Here is a 17,850-nt window from a genome sequence, read left to right as displayed (position 1 = left end):
TCCTCGATCCACGGCTGTTGTCCTCGGTCGCACTTCGATCACGCTCGTTCGCGCTTTGTCGACGACCCGGCGCGCTGCAGCTGTGCATGTGCTTTTGTACATCTCAGCTTTTCCCACGGGCCGTCAGAGCACCATAAGCGGTGGCTGTGGGTCTACGGCCATTCTTTACATGGGACATTTTCCAGCATTAAGGGCACTTCCCCGAAACATCTCAGACGCTTCTCAGACGACCGGCCCTCATGACCGGGTTTCCTTCCCGCCGGACGCGTACCCCGCCCCGGTGGCACCATGACGCGGTGACCCAAGCACGGCAGCACCACATTCAAGTCGTCGCCCACCGCGGTGCCTCCGAAGAGGCCCCCGAGCACACCCTCGCCGCGTACAAGAAGGCGATCGAAGACGGCGCGGACGCCCTCGAGTGCGATGTACGGCTGACCGCGGACGGCCATCTCGTCTGTGTGCACGACCGACGTGTCAACCGTACGTCCAACGGCCGTGGTGCCGTCTCCGCCTTCGAGCTCGCCGATCTCGCCGCTCTGGACTTCGGCTCCTGGAAGACGCGCGAGGCGCGGGAGGCCTGGAGCGCGCGCGACGAGGAGCCCGACTGGGAGGTACGGCCCGAGGACCGCGAGGCGACCTCCGTCCTCACCCTGGAGCGACTGCTGGAACTGGTCGCCGACGCGGGACGCCGGGTGGAGCTGGCCATCGAGACGAAGCACCCCACGCGATGGGCGGGACAGGTGGAGGAGCGGCTGCTGACGCTCCTGAAGCGGTTCGGGCTGGACGCCCCCGCCACGGCCGCCGCCTCACCGGTGCGGATCATGAGCTTCTCCGCGCGCTCGCTGCACCGTGTGCACGCCGCCGCGCCGACCCTGCCGACGGTCTACCTGATGCAGTTCGTCTCGCCCCGGCTGCGCGACGGACGGCTGCCGGCCGGAGTGGGCGTCGCGGGCCCGTCGATCCGGGTCGTGCGCAATCACCCCTCTTATATCGAGCGGTGGAAGCGGGAAGGGCACCACGTGCACGTGTGGACGGTGAACGAGCAGGAGGACGTCGACCTCTGCGTCGAACTCGGCGTCGACGCCATCATCACCAACCGCCCGCGCGCGGTGCTGCACCGGCTGGGCCGCTGAATTCCGGACACGGAAAGATCCGTAGGAAATCACAGAAGTCACAGAAGTCCCATCCACACCTCTTGACCACACCGTCCGCCTGAAGCATCCTCCATTCCCGGCCACACCGAAGAAATCAAGCCACACGAGGACCGTCCCGTCACGGGGAGTGCTCCGGCGCGTTCGGTCCGTATTCGATCGTTGTGAATGCGTCCCCGGACCTGGATTGGCCGGTTTCCGGTACAGGCCAATGGGGCATCCACACCGTGGCGTGGGGCGAAGGAGGTCTCGGGGGTGGCGTTGGTGGTGGCACAGGAGGTGCCCACGTCGTCGAGCATGGCCGTACCCCATGGCCCTGCGGGCGTGGGCAAGGCGAGACACCGCATGCGCGATCAACTGCGCAGCGGCGGGGTCGCCGAGGCGGTCATCGACGACGCGCTGCTGATCCTTTCCGAACTGTTGAGCAACGCGTGCAAGCACGGTCGGCCGCTGGGCGACGCCCTGGCGGGAGACGGCGACGTGCGGGCCGCGTGGGGTGTGGACCCCGCCGGCCGGCTGGTCGTCGAGGTCACCGACGGCGGCGGCCCGACCAGACCGGCTCCCGCCACCCCGTCGGTCACCGCGCACGGCGGCCGCGGGCTCAACATCATCACGGCGCTGTCCGACGACTGGGGCGTACGGGACGACGCCCGCGGCGAGGTCACCGTCTGGGTCGTGGTGCACGCGGACGTCCACGATCCCGACGCCGGCTGCCGGCGCGACGACTTCGCCTCACGGGTCGCGGCCCCGGCGGTCTCGTCGATGGCGGGCCTGGACTTCGCGGACGCGTTCGACGACCTGGACTAGAGCGACCGCGACGGGGGCGCGGCCGGCGGCCTCGCCCGGGACGACGGGCGCGCGGGCGGCGGCCTCGTCCAGGGCGACCGGTGCGCGGGCGGCGGCCTCGGGCCGGAACGACCCGCGCGCGGGCGACGCGGCCTCGTCCAGGGCGACCGGCGCGCGGGCGGCGGCCTCGGGGCCTGACGACTCGCGCGCAGTCGACAGCTTCGGGGCAGGACGACCCGCGCGTTCGGCGAACCGGACGGGGCCTTCGTCGGCTCCACCGGCTCCACCGGCTCTGTCCCCGGAGCCGTCCCCGGAACCGTCCGCCTCGCCGTCCGTCGTCATGTCCGTTGTCCACAGGTCCCCATGACTCCCCGTACGAACGGCTAGGCTCCCGCCCGTACCAGACGAGCCGTACCCGGGAGACACCCAGATGGCCAAGAAGCGACACCAGACGACGGCCAAGCGGCCGCAGCTCACCGACGGCGAGATCCCGGTCGTCGGCGCTCGGGAGCCCTGCCCCTGCGGCAGCGGCCGGCGCTACAAGGCCTGCCACGGCCGGGCCGCCGCGCACGCCGCGACCGAGCTGGTGCAGCGTCCCTTCGAGGGCCTGCCGGGCGAGTGCGACTGGGTGGCGCTGCGCGAGCTGGTCCCCGCGGCCACGGTCGCGCTGCCGCTCAAGGACGGTCTGCCCGAGGGCGTCCCCTCGGTCACGCTCGCCACGGTGCTGCCGATGGCCTGGCCCGCCCTGCGCCGCGACGACGGCTCGGTCCTGCTCGGCCTCCAGAACGACACGGCGTCGGGCGACATCAGCCGTGACCTGGCCGACACCCTCCAGCGCGCCCTGGAGGCGGAGCCGGGCACGCCGATCCAGGCCCGCCGCGCCCCGGCCGACGGTCCGCGCATGCAGGATCTGCTGGACGCCGAAGGCGCCTTCGAGCCAGTTGTGCACAGCGGTTTCGAGTTCTGGGTGCCGGACCCGGAGAACGCGGCGCCGGAGGTGGCGGCCTCCCTGGAGCGCGCCAACGCGGCGGCGATCCCGACGGTGAAGCTCGCCGGCGTGGACAGCGCCTACTGGTGCGAGACGCCGGACAAGAACCATCTGCGGTGGGTCATGCCGCACCCGGAGGAGCAGCTTCTGGACGCCCTCGCGCGTCTGCACGCGGCGGGCCGTTCCAGCCTCGGGGAGGGCACGCGTCTGGTGGGCTCTTTCCGTGCGCACGGCCTGACGGTGCCGGTCTGGGACCTGCCGAGCGGCGTCTCGGCGGACGACGTGGAGAAGCCGGCCGCCGAGTTCGCCGAGCGGCTCGCCGCCGCGCTGGCCACGGACGCCCCGCTCACGCCCGACGAGCGTCGCGCGCGCGGCGGGCTGACCAACCGGCAGGTCACGCTGAGCTGAGGCGCAGGTCCGGGGCCCGGTCCGGCTGACCGAACGGTCAGCGCCCCGGACCGGGCGGCCGGCGTGGCTCTCCTCACAACTGCCGTGTGCGCAAGGTGAGTCGGCGCCGGAGGCGGCGATACGCCGGTGTCCGGAAAGCCGAGGAAAACAGGAGATCGAATTTGCTTGGAGCCGATCTCTTGTTACCGTTCGAGTAGCCCGGTTGCTGGTGCATCCCCCGTCGCCAGCAACCGGGTCTTTCCGTGCCCGGCCCTGTCCACGCACTGAGGCCGGACGTCAACTGCCGGTATCGGTCGCGGAGTTGCTGCCGGAACGCAGCAACAGCGGCCCGCCGCCCGCACTCCCTGAGCCTCTTGAGCCGCCTGAGCCTCCCGAGCCCCCTGAGCCCTCCGAGCTTCCTGAGGCTCCAGCGGCCGCCGCGAACTCCGCGATCGCCGTGTACGCCGCCGGGTCCCCCTGGCCGCGCTCGCGGGGCGTCTCGCAGGCCCCGGGTTCGTCGTCGGCGCCCACCGCGCAGCGCATCTGCACCGTGCGCCCGTGCGGCCCCATGAGGCTCAGTACGGCGCTCAGGGCGCGGCCGGTGGAGTTGCGGTAGTAGGTGCGCGCCCAGGTGTCCTCGCCCTGGGTCAGCACACAGGTCTGCGCCTCGACGCCGTCGGGGGAGGTGAGCTCGGGGCCGCAGCGGGCGGCGGTGGCCAGCCCGAGGCCGAGCAGCCGCGACGATCCGGGGGACTCGGCACCGGGCGGCCGGGCGTCGTCCTGACCGTACACACCCGCACGGCCGTCACCCGCCGAACCAGGACCAGGACCAGAACCCGCACCCGCACCCGCACCCGCACCCGCACCCGCACCCGCACCCGCACCCGAGGAACCGTCGCCCGAGCGACCTCCGCCCGCCGCAGCCCCAGCCCCGGCCGCGCCCGCACCGCCATGGACCCCGCGACCGCCCCCCGCGCCGCCGGCCCCCGCGTGATCGTCGATCACCCGGTCGCCGGCCAGGGGCAGCGGCCCCACGACGAACTCCTTCTCGTCGCTCACCGACCCCGCGGACGCCATGGCCAAGGGCAGCACGATCGCGCACACCACGGCGCCCCCGAGGGCGAAGAGACGGAAGCTCATGAAGCGGAAGATAACGAGCGAACGCGTCCGTTCCGTCCGGCGCGCGCCCGACACCCCTACAACTCGGGTGCGCTCACACCCGTACGAGTGAGGGCGTCGACGACCGCGTCCACCACGGCCTCCACGTCGGGCACCCACGGGGTGGCCGAGCCGGGCAGCGGGGCCCGCTCCCAGCGGATCTCCCCCTGGCCGGTCTCGGACGGGGGCAGGGCGAGGTAGCCGCCGTCGCCGTGGAAGCGCAGCGAGCCGGGGACGTGGTCCTTGGCGTAGAGCAGCTCGCCCAACTGCTCCATGCCGTAAGGCCGGACGAGGATCGCCCAGCGGGAGGGCGAGGCGACGACCGGGCCGAGGCGCATGCCCTGCCGGTCGAGCGAGGCGAGCGCGCGGGAGGCCGCGAGGGCGGGCAGGCTGACCGCGCAGGGCGCGCTGCCGCCGGTGGCCATGACGATCGGGGCGGCCGGCCGGTTGGTCCACCACCAGCGCACCATGCGCGCGTCGGTCGTGGCCGCGAGGAGGCCGGGGTCGAAGGGGTGAGCGCCGGGGACCGGGCACTCCGGGTCGGGGCAGCCGCAGCGGGAACGCCCTTGCGGGTCCGCTGTCACGCCCGGGAGAACGGGCCACTGCCATTCCGTCGCGAAGGTGAGGGCCGCGTCGATCGCCTCAGGCCCCCCGTCGCTGCGCTGGGACAGGAGCCTGCGTCGCCTTCCGAGGATCTCGCGCATGAGCGCTCGTTCCTTTCCGTTGCACCGCTGGCAACACCGTGGGCCACATCACATCGTGTGTCGATCACTTCACTGTGCGTACCTGTTGGCGCATCACACCCCTGTCCGTGACAAGGGGAACCCCTGAGGGCCGAGCGTTCGCCGCTTCCGCGGCCACTCCGTCCATACTGCGCCCATCGCGAGCATGGGCATGGCGTAGGGGTGGCGAAGACTGGCGTTTTGCGATCCGCGTACTGCTCTCCGCCTCCGCCACGGGAGGATGGGGCACGGTCGTCGGTGGCTAAGACGCCCGGATCGGTCACCAGGTTCCGGGTGGCTCCCGACGACCCCTGGTCCTTACCGAGTACGTACCCATCACGACCGCTGTGACGCTCCGTCGAGCAAGCCCAGTCGACCTCAGTCACCCGTTACCCCAGGCAGTTTCAAGCCAACTTCGTTATTTCGCAAGGGAGCCGGAGGAAGCGTGCGCGAGGAGCCCGCCGACCCCACTGACACCAGCGATCCCAGCAGGACAATGCTGGACATCCCCTCTCGAGTGCGTGTACATGTGGAGACACTGCCAGCGGCGCAGAACGACATGGGGGTTTGCGATGCTTCTCAGCAATACGCACCGGTCCGAGAGCCGGACGCCATGAACGCCCCTCACCCTCCGAAAGTGGCCGGAATCGATTCAACGGTTCCCCCGCCCGCACACACTGTCGCGCCCGCGCCCGCAGCCACGGCCGCCCCACCCGTCCCGCCCGCCGCGGGAGCGGTCCTCCAGGACCGCCTGGCCGGCTGGGTCTCGGACCTCACCACCCTCCACGAACTCACCGAACGCCTGGCCCGCACCGATTCGGTCGCGGACGCCCTCCAGGAACTGCTGCGCGCCGGGTCCGCCCTCGTGGGCGCCCGGCGCGGTCTCGTCGTGCTCGAACCCGCCGACGGACTCGGCCCGGACACCACGATCGGCCTGGGCCTCGGCCGCGCGGACCTCGGCCACATCGAGACCGTGCCGCGCAGTTCCACGGCGTACGGACGCATCCTCGACGGACTGCCCGGCGCGGACGGCGACATCGCCCAGCCCGACCTGTTCGCCGAGGACGGCCTCGACCCCCGGCACCGCGAGGTGGCCGCCCGGCTCGGCTACGCCGCCAGCTACGCCCTGCCGCTCGCCGGCGAGCGCGCCGGCCGGCTGGGCGCCGCGGTCTGGCTCTACGACGAGCCCGCCGAGCCCGACGAACGCAGACGCCACCTGATCGGCCTGTACGTCCGGCACGCCGCCGAACACCTCGCCCGGCTCCTGGAGACCGAGCGCACGCGCGCGGCCATGGCCACGATGACCGAGGAACTGCTGCCCTCCCGGCTGCCGAGGGTGGCCGGGGTGCAGCTCGCGGCGCGGCACCGCACCGGGCCGCGCGGGGGCGGCGACTGGTACGACGCGCTGCCGCTGCCGGACGCGGCCCTCGGCCTGGCGGTCGGCTCGGTCACCGGCTCCGGGCCGAGCGCCGTCGCCGCGATGGGCCGGCTGCGCGCCTCGCTGCGGGCGTACGCCGTGATGGAGGGGGAGGACCCGGTCGCCGTCCTGTCCGACCTGGAGCTGCTGCTGCGGCTGACCGAGCCCGCCCGCTCCGCCACCGCCCTGTTCGCCTACTGCGAGCCCGCGCTGCGCAAGGTCACCCTGGCCGGCGCGGGGCACTGCCCGCCGCTGCTGGTCGGCGAGCGGCGCACGGAGTTCGTCGAGACGTCGGTCTCCGCCCCGCTCGGCATGCTCGCCTGCTGGGAGGCGCCGAGCGTGGAGGTGGAGGCCGAGGCCGGCGAGACGGTCCTGCTCTACAGCGACGGTCTGCTGCACCGCACCGGCGACCCCGTCGACCGCGCCTTCACCCGGCTGCACGCCGCCGCGGCCGGGGTGCCCAGGGCGCTGCGCCACGACCCCGGCGCGATCGCCGACCACGTGCTGCGGACGGTGCTGCCCGAGGGGCCCGCCGACCAGGACAGCGAGGAGGACGTGGTGCTGCTGGCGGCCCGCTTCGAGTGACGGCGGCGGAAGTTCTTCCTCCCCCTGGGCCCCCGACCGTACGACCGTACGATGGAGGGGGTCCAGTGCCGTTATCTAGGAGGATGACCGTGGCTGACGAGCTCACCCCGGAGACCCCGGAAGCTGAGTCTGAGGAGCCCATCAAGCAGCGCAAGAACGGCCTGTACCCGGGCGTGTCCGACGAGCTCGCCGAGAACATGAAGTCCGGCTGGGCCGACACGGAGCTGCACGGTCTGGAGCCGATCGCCCAGGCCGCCGAGACCGCCGCCCGCCGGGCCGCGCTCTCCGCGCGCTTCCCTGGCGAGCGCCTGGTGATCCCCGCGGGCAACCTGAGGACCCGCTCGAACGACACGGAGTACCCCTTCCGGGCCTCCGTCGAGTACGCCTACCTCACCGGCAACCAGACGGAGGACGGCGTCCTGGTCCTGGAGCCCAAGGGCGACGGCCACACCGCGACGATCTACCTCCTGCCGCGCTCCGACCGGGAGAACGGCGAGTTCTGGCTCTCCGGCCAGGGCGAGCTGTGGGTCGGCCGCCGCCACTCCCTCGCCGAGGCCGAGCAGCTGTACGGCGTCCCCGCCTCCGACGTGCGCGAGCTGGCCGACGCGCTGCGCGAGGCGACCGGCCCGGTGCGCGTCGTGCGCGGCTATGACGCCGGCATCGAGGCGGCGCTGACCGACAAGGTCACCGGCGAGCGCGACGAGGAGCTGCGCGTCTTCCTCTCCGAGGCCCGCCTGGTCAAGGACGAGTTCGAGATCGGCGAGCTCCAGAAGGCGGTCGACTCGACCGTGCGCGGCTTCGAGGACGTCGTCCGGGTCCTGGACAAGGCGGAGGCGACCTCCGAGCGTTACATCGAGGGCACGTTCTTCCTCCGCGCGCGCGTGGAGGGCAACGACGTCGGCTACGGCACCATCGCCGCGGCCGGTCCGCACGCCTGCACGCTGCACTGGGTGCGCAACGACGGCCCCGTGCGCTCGGGCGACCTGCTGCTGCTGGACGCGGGCGTGGAGACGCACACGTACTACACCGCCGACGTCACGCGCACGCTGCCGGTCAACGGGCGGTTCAGCGAGATCCAGAAGAAGATCTACGACGCGGTGTACGACGCCCAGGAGGCCGGCATCGCGGCCGTGCGGCCGGGCGGCAAGTACCGCGACTTCCACGACGCGGCCCAGCGGGTGCTGGCCGAGCGGCTCGTGGAGTGGGGGCTCGTCGAGGGGCCGGTGGAGCGGGTGCTGGAGCTCGGCCTCCAGCGGCGCTGGACGCTGCACGGCACCGGGCACATGCTCGGCATGGACGTCCACGACTGCGCCGCCGCGCGCGTGGAGTTCTACGTCGACGGCACGCTGGAGCCGGGCGTGGTGCTGACCGTCGAGCCGGGGCTGTACTTCCAGGCCGACGATCTGACCGTTCCGGAGGAGTACCGGGGCATCGGCGTGCGGATCGAGGACGACATCCTGGTCACCGAGGACGGCAACCGGAACCTGTCCGACGGGCTGCCCCGGCGGTCGGACGAGGTCGAGGCGTGGATGGCCTCGCTCAAGGAGTCCCAGGGCTGAGCCGCTCCGACTCCCACGGGCAGTCCATGGCTGAGCACGCCGGTGTGGACCTGCACCTGGAGGCGGACCCCGCCGGAGGGCGTCGCGCCGGGCTCGAACGGGCCCTGCGCGACGCCGTGCGGGACGGCAGGCTCGCGCCCGGGACACGGCTGCCGGCCACCCGGCTGCTCGCGGCCGAGACCGGCATCTCGCGCAACACCGTGAAGGCCGCCTACGACCAGCTCGTCGCCGAGGGCTATCTGATCGCGCGGCAGGGCTCGGGCACCCGGGTCGCCGAACTGCCGCGGCGCGCCGCCGAGCCGTCGGGCGCGGCCACGCGCGCGGGTGCGCCACGTTTCGACCTGCGGCCCGGCAGCCCGGACGTCGGCACGTTCCCGGCGGCGGCCTGGCTGCGCTCCCTGCGCCGGGCGATCGCCGCGGCGCCCTCGATGGCGTACGACTACGGCGACCCGCGCGGGCGCGTGGAGCTGCGCACCGCGCTGTCGGGGTATCTGGGGCGGGCGCGGGGAGTGATCGCGCCGCCGGAACGGATCGTGATCACCTCCGGGTACGTGCAGGGGCTCGCGCTGCTCACGCGCGTGCTGGAGGGCGGGCCGCTGGCCATGGAGGACCCCGGGCTGCCCTTCCACCGGGAGGTCGTGCGGCGCAACGGCGGGCAGGTGACGCCCGCGCCGGTCGATGAGCTCGGGGTGCGCACGCAGGAGCTGGGGGAGGACGTGCGGGCCGTCGTCGTCACGCCCGCGCACCAGTACCCCACCGGCGTGACCCTGCATCCGGCGCGGCGGCGGGCGCTGACGGACTGGGCACGCGCGCGGGGCGCGTTGATCGTCGAGGACGACTACGACGGGGAGTTCCGCTACGACCGGCAGCCCGTCGGGGCGCTCCAGGGGATGGCTCCGGAGCAGGTCGTCTACCTCGGCACCGCGTCCAAGACGCTCGGGCCGGCGCTGCGGCTCGGCTGGATGGTGCTGCCGCCGGAACTGGTCGACGCGGTCGCCGACGCCAAGCTGCACAGCGACCACCAGACCGAGTCCATCGGCCAGCTCGCCCTCGCCGACCTCATCGACGGCCACGCCTACGACCGTCACGTACGCGCGTGCCGGCTGCGCTACCGGCGCCGCCGGGACCTGCTCCTGGACCGGCTGGGCGCGCGCCGGAGCGTGCGCGGGGTCGCGGCGGGGCTGCACGCGCTGGTGGAGGTCGACGACGAGGCGGAGGTGTTGGCGCGCGCGGAGGCGGAGGGCCTGGCGGTCGGCCGGCTCGGCGAGCACTGGCACGCCGGGGGCGGCGCGGGCCGCCCGCAGGGGCTCGTGGTCGGCTACGGGACGCCCCGCGAGGGGGTCTATCCGGAGGCGCTGGGCGTGCTGGCGAAGGTGCTGGACGGGGGCTGACGAGAGCTGACGGGGTCGGCGGGCGGGCGGGGCTCGGTGCGCCCGGTTGGCCGATTGGACCACTGAGATGTCGTCGGATTGGTGCTGCCTGTGGGCCCAACCGGCTTCTAGCGTCGTCGGTATGACTACCGCTCCCCCGCAACGCCTCCTCGCCCTGGCCCAGTTGAGCAACTCGATCGGGGACGGCGCCTACTACACGACGTCGGCCCTCTACTTCACGCAGATCGCCGGACTCGCTCCCGCGCGCGTGGGGCTCGGGCTGACCGTCGGATGGGCCGTCGGCTCGCTGGCCGGGGTGCCGCTCGGACGGTTCGCCGACCGGCGCGGGGCACGCGGTACGGCGGTGCTGCTGGCGCTGGCGACCGGGCTGGCGGTGGCGTCCTTCACGCTGGTGCGGGACTTCGTGCCGTTCGTGCTGGTCGCGTGCGGGTACGCGGCGGCGCAGTCCGGGCTCGCGGCGGCGCGTCAGGCGCTGCTGGCCGGGCTGGTGCCGGCCGGGGAGCGGACCGGGCTGCTGGCGCGGTTGCAGGCGACGCTCAACGCCGGTCTCGCGGTCGGGGCCGGCCTCGGCGGGCTCGCCCTGCACGCCGGGAGCAGATCGGCGTACGTCGCGGTGTTCGTGGTGGACGCGGTGAGCTTCCTGGTGTGCGCGCTGCTGCTGCTCGGGCTGCCCCGGGTGCCGTCCTCGGCGGTGTCTGCCGTATCTGCCGCTGGGGGGCGTGCGCGGCTCGGGGGTGTGCTGCGGGACCGGCCGTACGCGGTGGTCGCGCTCCTCAACACCGTGCTGTTGCTGCGGCTTCCGCTGCTCAGTCTGGTGCTGCCGCTGTGGATCACGTCGCGGACCGGGGCGCCGGCGTGGCTGGTCTCCGCGCTGTTCGTGCTCAACACCGCCGTGGTGACGGTCTTCCAGGTGCGGGCGGCGCGCGGGGTGACCGGACTGGACAGCGCCACGCGCGTGTTGCGCCGCTCCGGGTGGGTGATGTGCGCGGCGTGCGCGGTGTTCGCCCTGTCGGCGGGGGCGTCGCCGTGGGTCGCGGCGGGCGTGCTGGTGCTGGGCGCGTTGCTCCAGGTCGTGGCGGAGATGGGGCAGTCGGCGGGGTCCTGGCAGCTCTCCTTCGACCTGGCCCCGGCCGACCGCGTCGGCGAATACCAGGGCCTCTTCGGCACCGGAGTCACCGTGGCCCGCACCCTGGGCCCCCTCCTCCTGACCTGGCTCCTGGTCGAATGGGGCACCCCGGGCTGGCTCCTGTTGGGCGCGGCCATGCTGACAGCGTCCTACGCGATGGGGCCTGCGGCCCGCCACGCGTCGAGGAGAGGCGCGGTGAGCCGCCCACAGAGCCTGCCGGCGTCGACCACACCGGCACCCCACTGAGACACCGGGTGCCAACGGGCGACACGCCGCCGAACTCCCTTACGGCGGCGGGCAGCCGCGCTGGAACGGCGGCCGGCAGCCGCGCTGGAACGGCAGGGGCCGACGCGCCCCGCGCCGGAAGGGCGGGGGGCCGGTGCGCAGGAACGGAGGGGCCGGTGCGGGTGCGCCCGGCGGCGGAACGGCGGGAGCCGACGCGCCGGAACGGCGGGGGGCCGACGCGCCGGAACGGCAGGGGTCGACGCGCCGGAACGGCAGGAGCCGGTGCGCCGGACGCACGCGCAGCAGTCGCCCCGTAGAACCCCGCCGTAGCCGCGGGCAGGCCGTGCCGCCGCGACAGCCACACGGGCAGTAGCGCCGCGAAGTCCCCTCCTTAGCCGCGGGCAGTCGTGCCGCTGGGGCGGCACGGGTGGGCGCGGCGGCACCCCGCCAGCGCGGGGGAGCGTCACCCACCCGGCACCCGGCCCCGACCGCGAGGCACGGCACCGCACTGCCCAGCCCCGCCGACGCCAACGTCACGCCACCCGCTCTACCCGCCCCACCGACGGCAACGTCACGCCACCCGCGCCACCCGCCCAAGCCGGCGGCCCCGTCACCCCACCCGCACGCCCCCGCCCACCACAACCGGCAGTGCGTCGACGAACAACGCCCCCGCCAGCAACCCCGCGCTCCCCCGAGGACTCCACCCCCGCGCAAGCAGATCCGCGTCGAACACCGCCAGCGCCTCCCGCCCGGCCCCGCTCGCCGCGCCCCCCGCCTCCAGCACCCCACGAGCCCCCGCCTGAACGTGCCGCAGCCCCACGGGCCCCGCCGCGTGCAGAAGTTCGGTGTCCTGAAGCGTGGACATCACGGTCAGCAGGGCGTCGAGCCGCGCCTGCGCCTCCGTGGCCCCGGCCGACCGGGCCGCCGCGAGGGCGCTCAGGGCACGACGCACGTGCGGAAAGCCGGCCCGCGCCTCCCCCCGCGCACCCGCAGCGCCGTACTTCGCCGACACCGTCGACCCCCGGGACGGCCGCCGCGGCGCACCCCGGTCGGGATGGGCGGCGATCCTCTTGGCGGTCGCGGCGACCTCGTCCCCCCGCGCGCGAGGGTCGAGGGCGGCCGCCGCGACGAGCAGCCCGAGCGTCCACAGCGCACCCCGGTGACCGCCCCCGGCCAGCCCCACCGAGTGCTCCGTGCACCGCCCGATCGCGCCCAGCTCGCCGCGCAGCCGGGGCGTGGGCTCACCGGTGCGGCGGGCGGCGGCGGCCATCGCCTGGAGGCCGGGTGCGAGCGCCTTGGCCGACCAGCGCAGCCCGCGGTGGTCCCGTCGGGTGACACGGGCGGCGAGGTCGCGCGGGTCGGGCAGTCCGGGCTTCGGGGCCAGGGCCAGCTGTCCGGTCAGCGCGGCCACGGCGGCCTGCGCGAGCGTCTCGTCCTCGCGGCTGGTCATCGCCGCGCCTCAGGAGTCCGCCGAGGCAGACGACGCTGATGCAGACGCCGAGGCCGAGGCCGAGGGAGCGTCGCTCGGCGGCGTCCCGGTGGGCGCCCCGCTCGGCGGCGTACCGGTCGGCGCCCCGCTCGGCGGCGTACCCCCGGCGCCACCCCCGCCACCGCCGCCGCCCGCACCGGTGTTCTCCGCGTCCGGGTCGACCCCGATCGTGAGGAAGCCCTTGTAGCCGCGCGCCGGGTTGGCCTTCTTGACGGGTTCGAGGGTGAGCAGGCCGCTGGACGCGCCGCCGCCGTCGTAGACCATGTCGTCGGCGAGCCGGGTGTAGCTGCCGGAGTGCTGGGAGTACGGCTCCAGTGTGAAGATCTGCTCGGCGATGTCGTCGGCGAAGAACAGCTGGCCGGTGTAGTTGACCTTGCCGCCCTCGTACGTGCCGTCCTCCTTGGCGCCGCCGGTGTGCACCTTGAGGTGGATGTGGCAGGTACGCGGGGTGTACCAGCCCGGGAAGATCGTCTCGAACTTGACTACCCCGTTGGCGTCGGCGATCTGGTAGCCGCGCAGATACGTGTCGTCGTCGGCGGTGGAGCCGTCCTCGCTCTCGGCCGGGGCCGAGCCGCCCGGGTTGGCGGTGGTGTAGCCGGAGTAGTAGCCCCAGGCGTCGCAGTGCCAGATCTCCACGGCCGCGCCGGCGACCGGGGTGCAGCCGTCGGTGGCGTCGACGACGGTCAGGCGCAGGGTGAGCGGGACGCCGCTCTTGCCCTCGGTGATGTCCTTGCGGACCAGCGCGCCGTCGAGGTAGTAGGGCCCTTCCGTGACGCTCGACATCAGCGTCATGCAACTGCCGCCGGTCGAACTCGCCGAAGCCGAGGCGGAGGCGGAGGCGGAGGCCGAGGTGGATGTCGACGCCGCGGTGGCGGTCGAGGCCGTGTCGGCGAACGCCGTCTGGTAGCCGGCGACCGCGAGCCCGCCGGCCGCGACCGTGCCGCCGGTCACCGCGAGGGCGCGCCGCCGGCTGATCGTCTTCTCCGTGTCATTTCCCGTCATGGACACGAAATGTAGGAACGCCGCCCATCAGGGACATGAGCTGCCGCTGTGAGGCGACTGTGAGTGCTCACGAAGGGCGTCAACCCCTTCACACCGCCATCAGCGGCGCGCCCTTCCGCCACTTGAGGATCTTGTCGAAGCTCACCACGGCCCCGGAGCGCCCCGGCTTGTTGCCGATCTGGACGTGGTCGGCGAGTTCCCGGATGAGGTAGAGACCGCGGCCCTGCTCGGCGTCGGCGTTCGCGTGGGCGGGGACCGGGGCGAGGGCGGAGGCGGGGCGTTCGGCGGTGAAGCCGGGGCCGGAGTCGGCGACCTCGATACGGCACTTCTCACCGTCGAGGTAGGCGGTGACGCGGTACGCCTCCGAACAGCCGCCGTGCGCGGTGTCCCCGCCGTGCTCGACGGCGTTGGCGCACGCCTCGCTCAGAGCGACGGAGAGGTCGTAGGAGATGTCGGGATCGACGCCCGCCGTCTCCATCGTGCCGAGCAGCAGGCGTCGGGCGAGCGGCACGCTCGCGGCCTCACGCCGCAGATGGAGTGACCACCAGATGCTCATGCTCCAGCCTCCTGGCCGCGGCTCGACATACCCCTACGTATTGCCGCCATGGGCGGTGAGTAAGCGTGAATTCCGCGTGATGCCGCCCATATGGGGGATGCGCCGCTCGGCGGAATCGGTGTATGTGGGGACTCGGGGGCACCAGACGCATCTGTCACACCAGAGGGTGATCTTCCGCTTCGGCCGGAACCTTCTTCCGCTGCGCCCGGAACCTTGTGGACCTGCCGTGTGACCGCGGTGAGGCCAGTGCGATGATGAGCCCGCCATGTCCGACCCCCACCAGCGCACGACGCGCTCCGGAGACGATCTCCGGCTGCTGCGGGCCGCGGTGTTCGCCGCGGTCTGCGTCGTGCTGGCCGCGGCCGGTCACACGGTGGCCTCCTGCGCCACGGTCCCGCTGTGGACGCTCGGCGCGGGCTTCCTCGGGGCCCTCGCCGTCGTCGCGCCGCTCGCCGGGCGCGAGCGGTCGCTGTCGGGCATCGTCGCGCTGCTCGCCGTCGGACAGACCGTGCTGCACGCGCTGTTCGGGCTGGGCCAGCACGGGACGACGGCCGCCGCGTCCACGTCCACGGCCCTCTCCGACGCCGCGCTCGTCGAACGGGCCACCCGTCTGGTCTGCGGCACGACGGCGGCGGCGATCACGCCCGCCCAGGCGCTGCGGATCCTCGTCGAGGCGCGGATGTACCCGGCCGGCGGCGACGGCGGCATCGCCAGCGGTGCGGGAGGTGCAGGAGGTGCGGGCGGTGGCACGGACATGAGCTCCGTGCACCACACCGCGGACTCCCTGGCCTCCGCCGGTTCGGCGACCTCGCTGCTGCCGTCCCTGCCGATGGTCCTGGCGCACCTCCTCGCGGCCGTCGCCGCCGGATGGATGCTGCGGCGGGGCGACGCCGCCCTGCTGCGGCTCATGGACCTGTCGGCGCAGAACGTCGCCGAGGGGGCGCTCGTACGGTCCCTGCGCGGGGCGCTCGCACTGGCGCGCGCCCTGTACGCGGGCCTGGCCACGGCGCCCGAAGCCGGCCCGCGCGCACCGCGCACCGCCCTGCTCGCGCTGCCCAAGCCCCCCGCCGACGCGCTCCAGCACACGGTGATCCGGCGCGGCCCGCCGGCCGCCTCCGCTCTCGTCCTCGCTGCCTGACGCGACGCGACCAGCACCTCGATCCACCACAGAGAGAGGGACGGCCGCCGTCGTGCGGCACGCACGCGTGCGCACGTATCCGTGCCACGTCTCCCCACCCCGTCACCTCTCACCCCTGAGTTGGAGTGCTTCGCTGTCATGAAGGCTTCTCGTCTCGCCGCCGCCGCTGCCGGCTCCGCCGTCGTCGTCCTCGCCCTCTCGTCGCCCGCCCTCGCGCACGTCTCCGTGCAGCCGGAGGGCACGGCCGCCAAGGGCGGGTACGCCGTCGTCAACTTCCGCGTCCCCAACGAGCGCGACAACGCCTCGACGGTCAAGCTGGAGATCAACTTCCCGACCGACACGCCGCTCGCCTCGGTGCTGCCGCAGGACGTCCCGGGCTGGAAGGTCGCCGTCACCAAGAGCAAGCTCGCCAAGCCGCTGGAGGTGCACGGCCGGCAGATCTCGGAGGCCGTCTCCAAGGTCACCTGGACCGCCGACGGCAAGGGCATCGAGCCCGGCCGCCTCCAGCAGTTCCCGGTCTCCATGGGCGCGCTGCCCGAGAAGGCCGACGAAGTGGTCTTCAAGGCGATCCAGACGTACTCCAACAAGGAGGTCGTCCGCTGGATCGAGGTCCAGGAGAAGGGCGCGGAGGAGCCGGAGACGCCGGCCCCGGTGCTGACCCTGTCCGCCGCCGCCGACGGCCACTCCCACGGCTCGTCCGCCGACGACGCCTCCGAGGAGGCCGACGACACCAAGTCGGCGGCCCCCGCGGCTGAGGCCTCCGACTCCTCCGGCGGGTCCGACACCACCGCCCGCGTCCTCGGCATCGTCGGCATCGTCGTGGGCGCCGCCGGTGTGGCGTACGGCGTGCTCGCCGGCCGTCGCCGGACGGACTCCTCCGCCTCCTCCGCCTCCTCGACCTCCTGACGCCAGGCCGTCCGCGGCGCGCACCGGGCCCGTGCGGCCCGGCGCGCGCCGGATTCCACCACATCCGGGACATCTCTCCATGCGTAAGAAGACGTTCGCCGCGGCCTCCCTGCTCGCCGCGGCCACCCTCACCCTCTCCGCCTGCGGCAGCGGCGACAGCGACGCCGGTCCGGTCGCCGTCGTCTCCCAGGAAGGCTCGAAGCAGGCCGCGACCGTCCTCGACCAGCCCTTCACCAAGCCGAACCTGGTCCTGACCGACACCCAGGGCAAGCCGTACGACCTCCGCAAGGAGACCGCCGGGCAACCGACGCTGGTGTACTTCGGCTACACCCACTGCCCGGACGTCTGCCCGCTGACGATGAGCAACATCGCGGTGGCGAAGAAGCAGCTGCCCAAGGCGGAGCAGGACGAGCTGCGCGTCGTGTTCGTCACCACCGACCCCGAGCGGGACACCCCGGCCGCGCTCGGCTCCTGGCTCAAGGGCGTCGACCCGCAGGCGGTGGGCCTCACCGGCGACTTCACCACCATCCAGACCGCCGCGCGCTCCCTCGGCATCACCATCGAGCCGCCGCACAAGGACAAGAACGGCAAGACGGTGTCGACCCACGGCACCCAGGTCATCGCCTTCTCCCCGAAGACGAACGGCGGTTACCTCCTCTACGGCGAAGGCGTCACCGTCGACCAGTACGCCAAGGACCTGCCCAAGATCGTCAAGGGGCAGAACCCGTGAACCGGTCCGCAGCCCCCGTGAAGCGGTTCGCAGCCCCGGTGAAGCGGTTCGCACCCCGCTATAAGCGGTTCGCAGCGCCCGCCGCGGCCGCCCTGACCGGCGCCCTCGTCCTCGCGGGCTGCGGCTCGGGCTCCGGCCCCGCCGAGCTGTCCGTGAGCGCCGCCTACATGCCGCAGCCGTTCTCCGACTCCATGGCGGCCGGCTTCCTCACGATCACCAACCAGGGCGGCGCGAAGGACGAGCTGACCTCCGTCACCAGCGACCTCGCCGGCAGCGTCACCGTCCACGAGACGGTCTCCGGGGCCATGCAGGAGGTCGACTCCCTCGACGTCCCCGCCCACGGCCGGCTGGTGCTCGCCAGCGGCGGGAACCACCTGATGTTCGAGAAGCTGAAGCGCAAGCCGACGCAGGGCGAGAAGGTGACCCTGAAGCTGCACTTCGCCGAGTCCGGGACCGTCGAGGTCGAGATGCCGGTGGAATCCGCCACCTACACCCCGAAGACCGGGCACTGAGGGCCCCTGAGGGAAGGACCGT

General features: G+C 73.4%; 17 protein-coding genes. 11 read left to right on the top strand and 6 right to left on the bottom strand.

Annotated elements, in window-relative coordinates; genetic code table 11:
- The first annotated feature begins 296 nt into the window (after positions 1 to 296).
- The gene (locus ACFYX4_RS25860) at positions 297 to 1,133 is read left to right on the top strand and encodes a glycerophosphodiester phosphodiesterase (RefSeq protein ID WP_389337920.1); all 837 of its coding nucleotides are present in this window, start codon (positions 297 to 299) and stop codon (positions 1,131 to 1,133) included.
- A 186-nt stretch (positions 1,134 to 1,319) separates the two neighbouring features.
- Positions 1,320 to 1,958 carry an ATP-binding protein gene (locus tag ACFYX4_RS25855; protein ID WP_389337917.1) on the top strand — a complete coding sequence of 213 codons (639 nt, stop codon included), beginning with the start codon at positions 1,320 to 1,322 and terminating at the stop codon, positions 1,956 to 1,958.
- Here the strand turns inward: ACFYX4_RS25855 and ACFYX4_RS25850 are convergent.
- Positions 1,884 to 2,279 (bottom strand): hypothetical protein, encoded by a 396-nt coding sequence (locus ACFYX4_RS25850; protein WP_389337914.1) that lies wholly within the window; start codon positions 2,277 to 2,279, stop codon positions 1,884 to 1,886. The two genes, ACFYX4_RS25855 and ACFYX4_RS25850, sit on opposite strands and share 75 nt — an antisense overlap.
- A gap of 88 nt (positions 2,280 to 2,367) precedes the next feature.
- Here ACFYX4_RS25850 and ACFYX4_RS25845 point away from each other — a divergent pair, with 88 nt between their 5' ends.
- Positions 2,368 to 3,333, top strand: a complete 966-nt coding sequence (locus ACFYX4_RS25845; protein WP_389337911.1) for a DUF5926 family protein — start codon at positions 2,368 to 2,370, stop codon at positions 3,331 to 3,333.
- Positions 3,334 to 3,609: 276 nt separating this feature from the next.
- Here ACFYX4_RS25845 and ACFYX4_RS25840 read toward each other — a convergent pair whose 3' ends face one another.
- Entirely contained in the window at positions 3,610 to 4,452 is an 843-nt protein-coding gene (locus ACFYX4_RS25840; protein ID WP_389337908.1) for a hypothetical protein, read from the bottom strand.
- A gap of 56 nt (positions 4,453 to 4,508) precedes the next feature.
- Positions 4,509 to 5,174, bottom strand: coding sequence for a bifunctional DNA primase/polymerase (locus ACFYX4_RS25835; RefSeq protein ID WP_389337905.1), 666 nt, complete (start codon positions 5,172 to 5,174; stop codon positions 4,509 to 4,511).
- A gap of 514 nt (positions 5,175 to 5,688) precedes the next feature.
- Between ACFYX4_RS25835 and ACFYX4_RS25830 the strand changes: the two genes are divergently transcribed.
- The 4 genes from ACFYX4_RS25830 (at position 5,689) to ACFYX4_RS25815 (ending at position 11,516) form a co-directional block, all read left to right on the top strand.
- On the top strand, positions 5,689 to 7,194 hold the full coding sequence (locus ACFYX4_RS25830) for a PP2C family protein-serine/threonine phosphatase (protein ID WP_389338311.1): 1,506 nt from the start codon (positions 5,689 to 5,691) through the stop codon (positions 7,192 to 7,194).
- Between the two features lie 83 nt (positions 7,195 to 7,277).
- On the top strand, positions 7,278 to 8,753 hold the full coding sequence (locus tag ACFYX4_RS25825; protein WP_389337902.1) for an aminopeptidase P family protein: 1,476 nt from the start codon (positions 7,278 to 7,280) through the stop codon (positions 8,751 to 8,753).
- Between the two features lie 26 nt (positions 8,754 to 8,779).
- Positions 8,780 to 10,144, top strand: a complete 1,365-nt coding sequence (locus tag ACFYX4_RS25820; RefSeq protein WP_389337899.1) for a PLP-dependent aminotransferase family protein — start codon at positions 8,780 to 8,782, stop codon at positions 10,142 to 10,144.
- Positions 10,145 to 10,265: 121 nt separating this feature from the next.
- Positions 10,266 to 11,516 carry an MFS transporter gene (locus ACFYX4_RS25815; protein WP_389337896.1) on the top strand — a complete coding sequence of 417 codons (1,251 nt, stop codon included), beginning with the start codon at positions 10,266 to 10,268 and terminating at the stop codon, positions 11,514 to 11,516.
- Between the two features lie 589 nt (positions 11,517 to 12,105).
- Here ACFYX4_RS25815 and ACFYX4_RS25810 read toward each other — a convergent pair.
- The 3 genes from ACFYX4_RS25810 to ACFYX4_RS25800 all read right to left on the bottom strand — a co-directional run bounded on the left by ACFYX4_RS25810 (position 12,106) and on the right by ACFYX4_RS25800 (position 14,542).
- Positions 12,106 to 12,945: a triphosphoribosyl-dephospho-CoA synthase gene (locus ACFYX4_RS25810; RefSeq protein WP_389337893.1), complete on the bottom strand. Its 840-nt coding sequence runs from the start codon at positions 12,943 to 12,945 to the stop codon at positions 12,106 to 12,108.
- A gap of 9 nt (positions 12,946 to 12,954) precedes the next feature.
- On the bottom strand, positions 12,955 to 13,986 hold the full coding sequence (locus tag ACFYX4_RS25805; protein ID WP_389337890.1) for an intradiol ring-cleavage dioxygenase: 1,032 nt from the start codon (positions 13,984 to 13,986) through the stop codon (positions 12,955 to 12,957).
- Positions 13,987 to 14,074: 88 nt separating this feature from the next.
- The gene (locus ACFYX4_RS25800; RefSeq protein ID WP_389337887.1) at positions 14,075 to 14,542 is read right to left on the bottom strand and encodes an ATP-binding protein; all 468 of its coding nucleotides are present in this window, start codon (positions 14,540 to 14,542) and stop codon (positions 14,075 to 14,077) included.
- A gap of 265 nt (positions 14,543 to 14,807) precedes the next feature.
- On the opposite strand from ACFYX4_RS25800, the gene ACFYX4_RS25795 reads away from it, so the two are divergent.
- The 4 genes from ACFYX4_RS25795 (at position 14,808) to ACFYX4_RS25780 (ending at position 17,828) form a co-directional block, all read left to right on the top strand.
- The gene (locus ACFYX4_RS25795; RefSeq protein ID WP_389337884.1) at positions 14,808 to 15,680 is read left to right on the top strand and encodes a hypothetical protein; all 873 of its coding nucleotides are present in this window, start codon (positions 14,808 to 14,810) and stop codon (positions 15,678 to 15,680) included.
- A gap of 138 nt (positions 15,681 to 15,818) precedes the next feature.
- Positions 15,819 to 16,586, top strand: a complete 768-nt coding sequence (locus ACFYX4_RS25790) for a YcnI family protein (protein WP_389337881.1) — start codon at positions 15,819 to 15,821, stop codon at positions 16,584 to 16,586.
- 79 nt (positions 16,587 to 16,665) lie between these two features.
- Positions 16,666 to 17,316 carry an SCO family protein gene (locus ACFYX4_RS25785; protein WP_389337878.1) on the top strand — a complete coding sequence of 217 codons (651 nt, stop codon included), beginning with the start codon at positions 16,666 to 16,668 and terminating at the stop codon, positions 17,314 to 17,316.
- Positions 17,317 to 17,354: 38 nt separating this feature from the next.
- On the top strand, positions 17,355 to 17,828 hold the full coding sequence (locus tag ACFYX4_RS25780; protein ID WP_389338308.1) for a copper chaperone PCu(A)C: 474 nt from the start codon (positions 17,355 to 17,357) through the stop codon (positions 17,826 to 17,828).
- Positions 17,829 to 17,850: the final 22 nt, after the last annotated feature.

It is taken from the genome of Streptomyces sp. NPDC002328 (assembly GCF_042890065.1).
Taxonomy (GTDB): domain Bacteria; phylum Actinomycetota; class Actinomycetes; order Streptomycetales; family Streptomycetaceae; genus Streptomyces.
The sequence above is the reverse complement of the archived record's forward strand: the minus strand, read 5'-3'. Positions and strand labels throughout refer to the sequence as shown.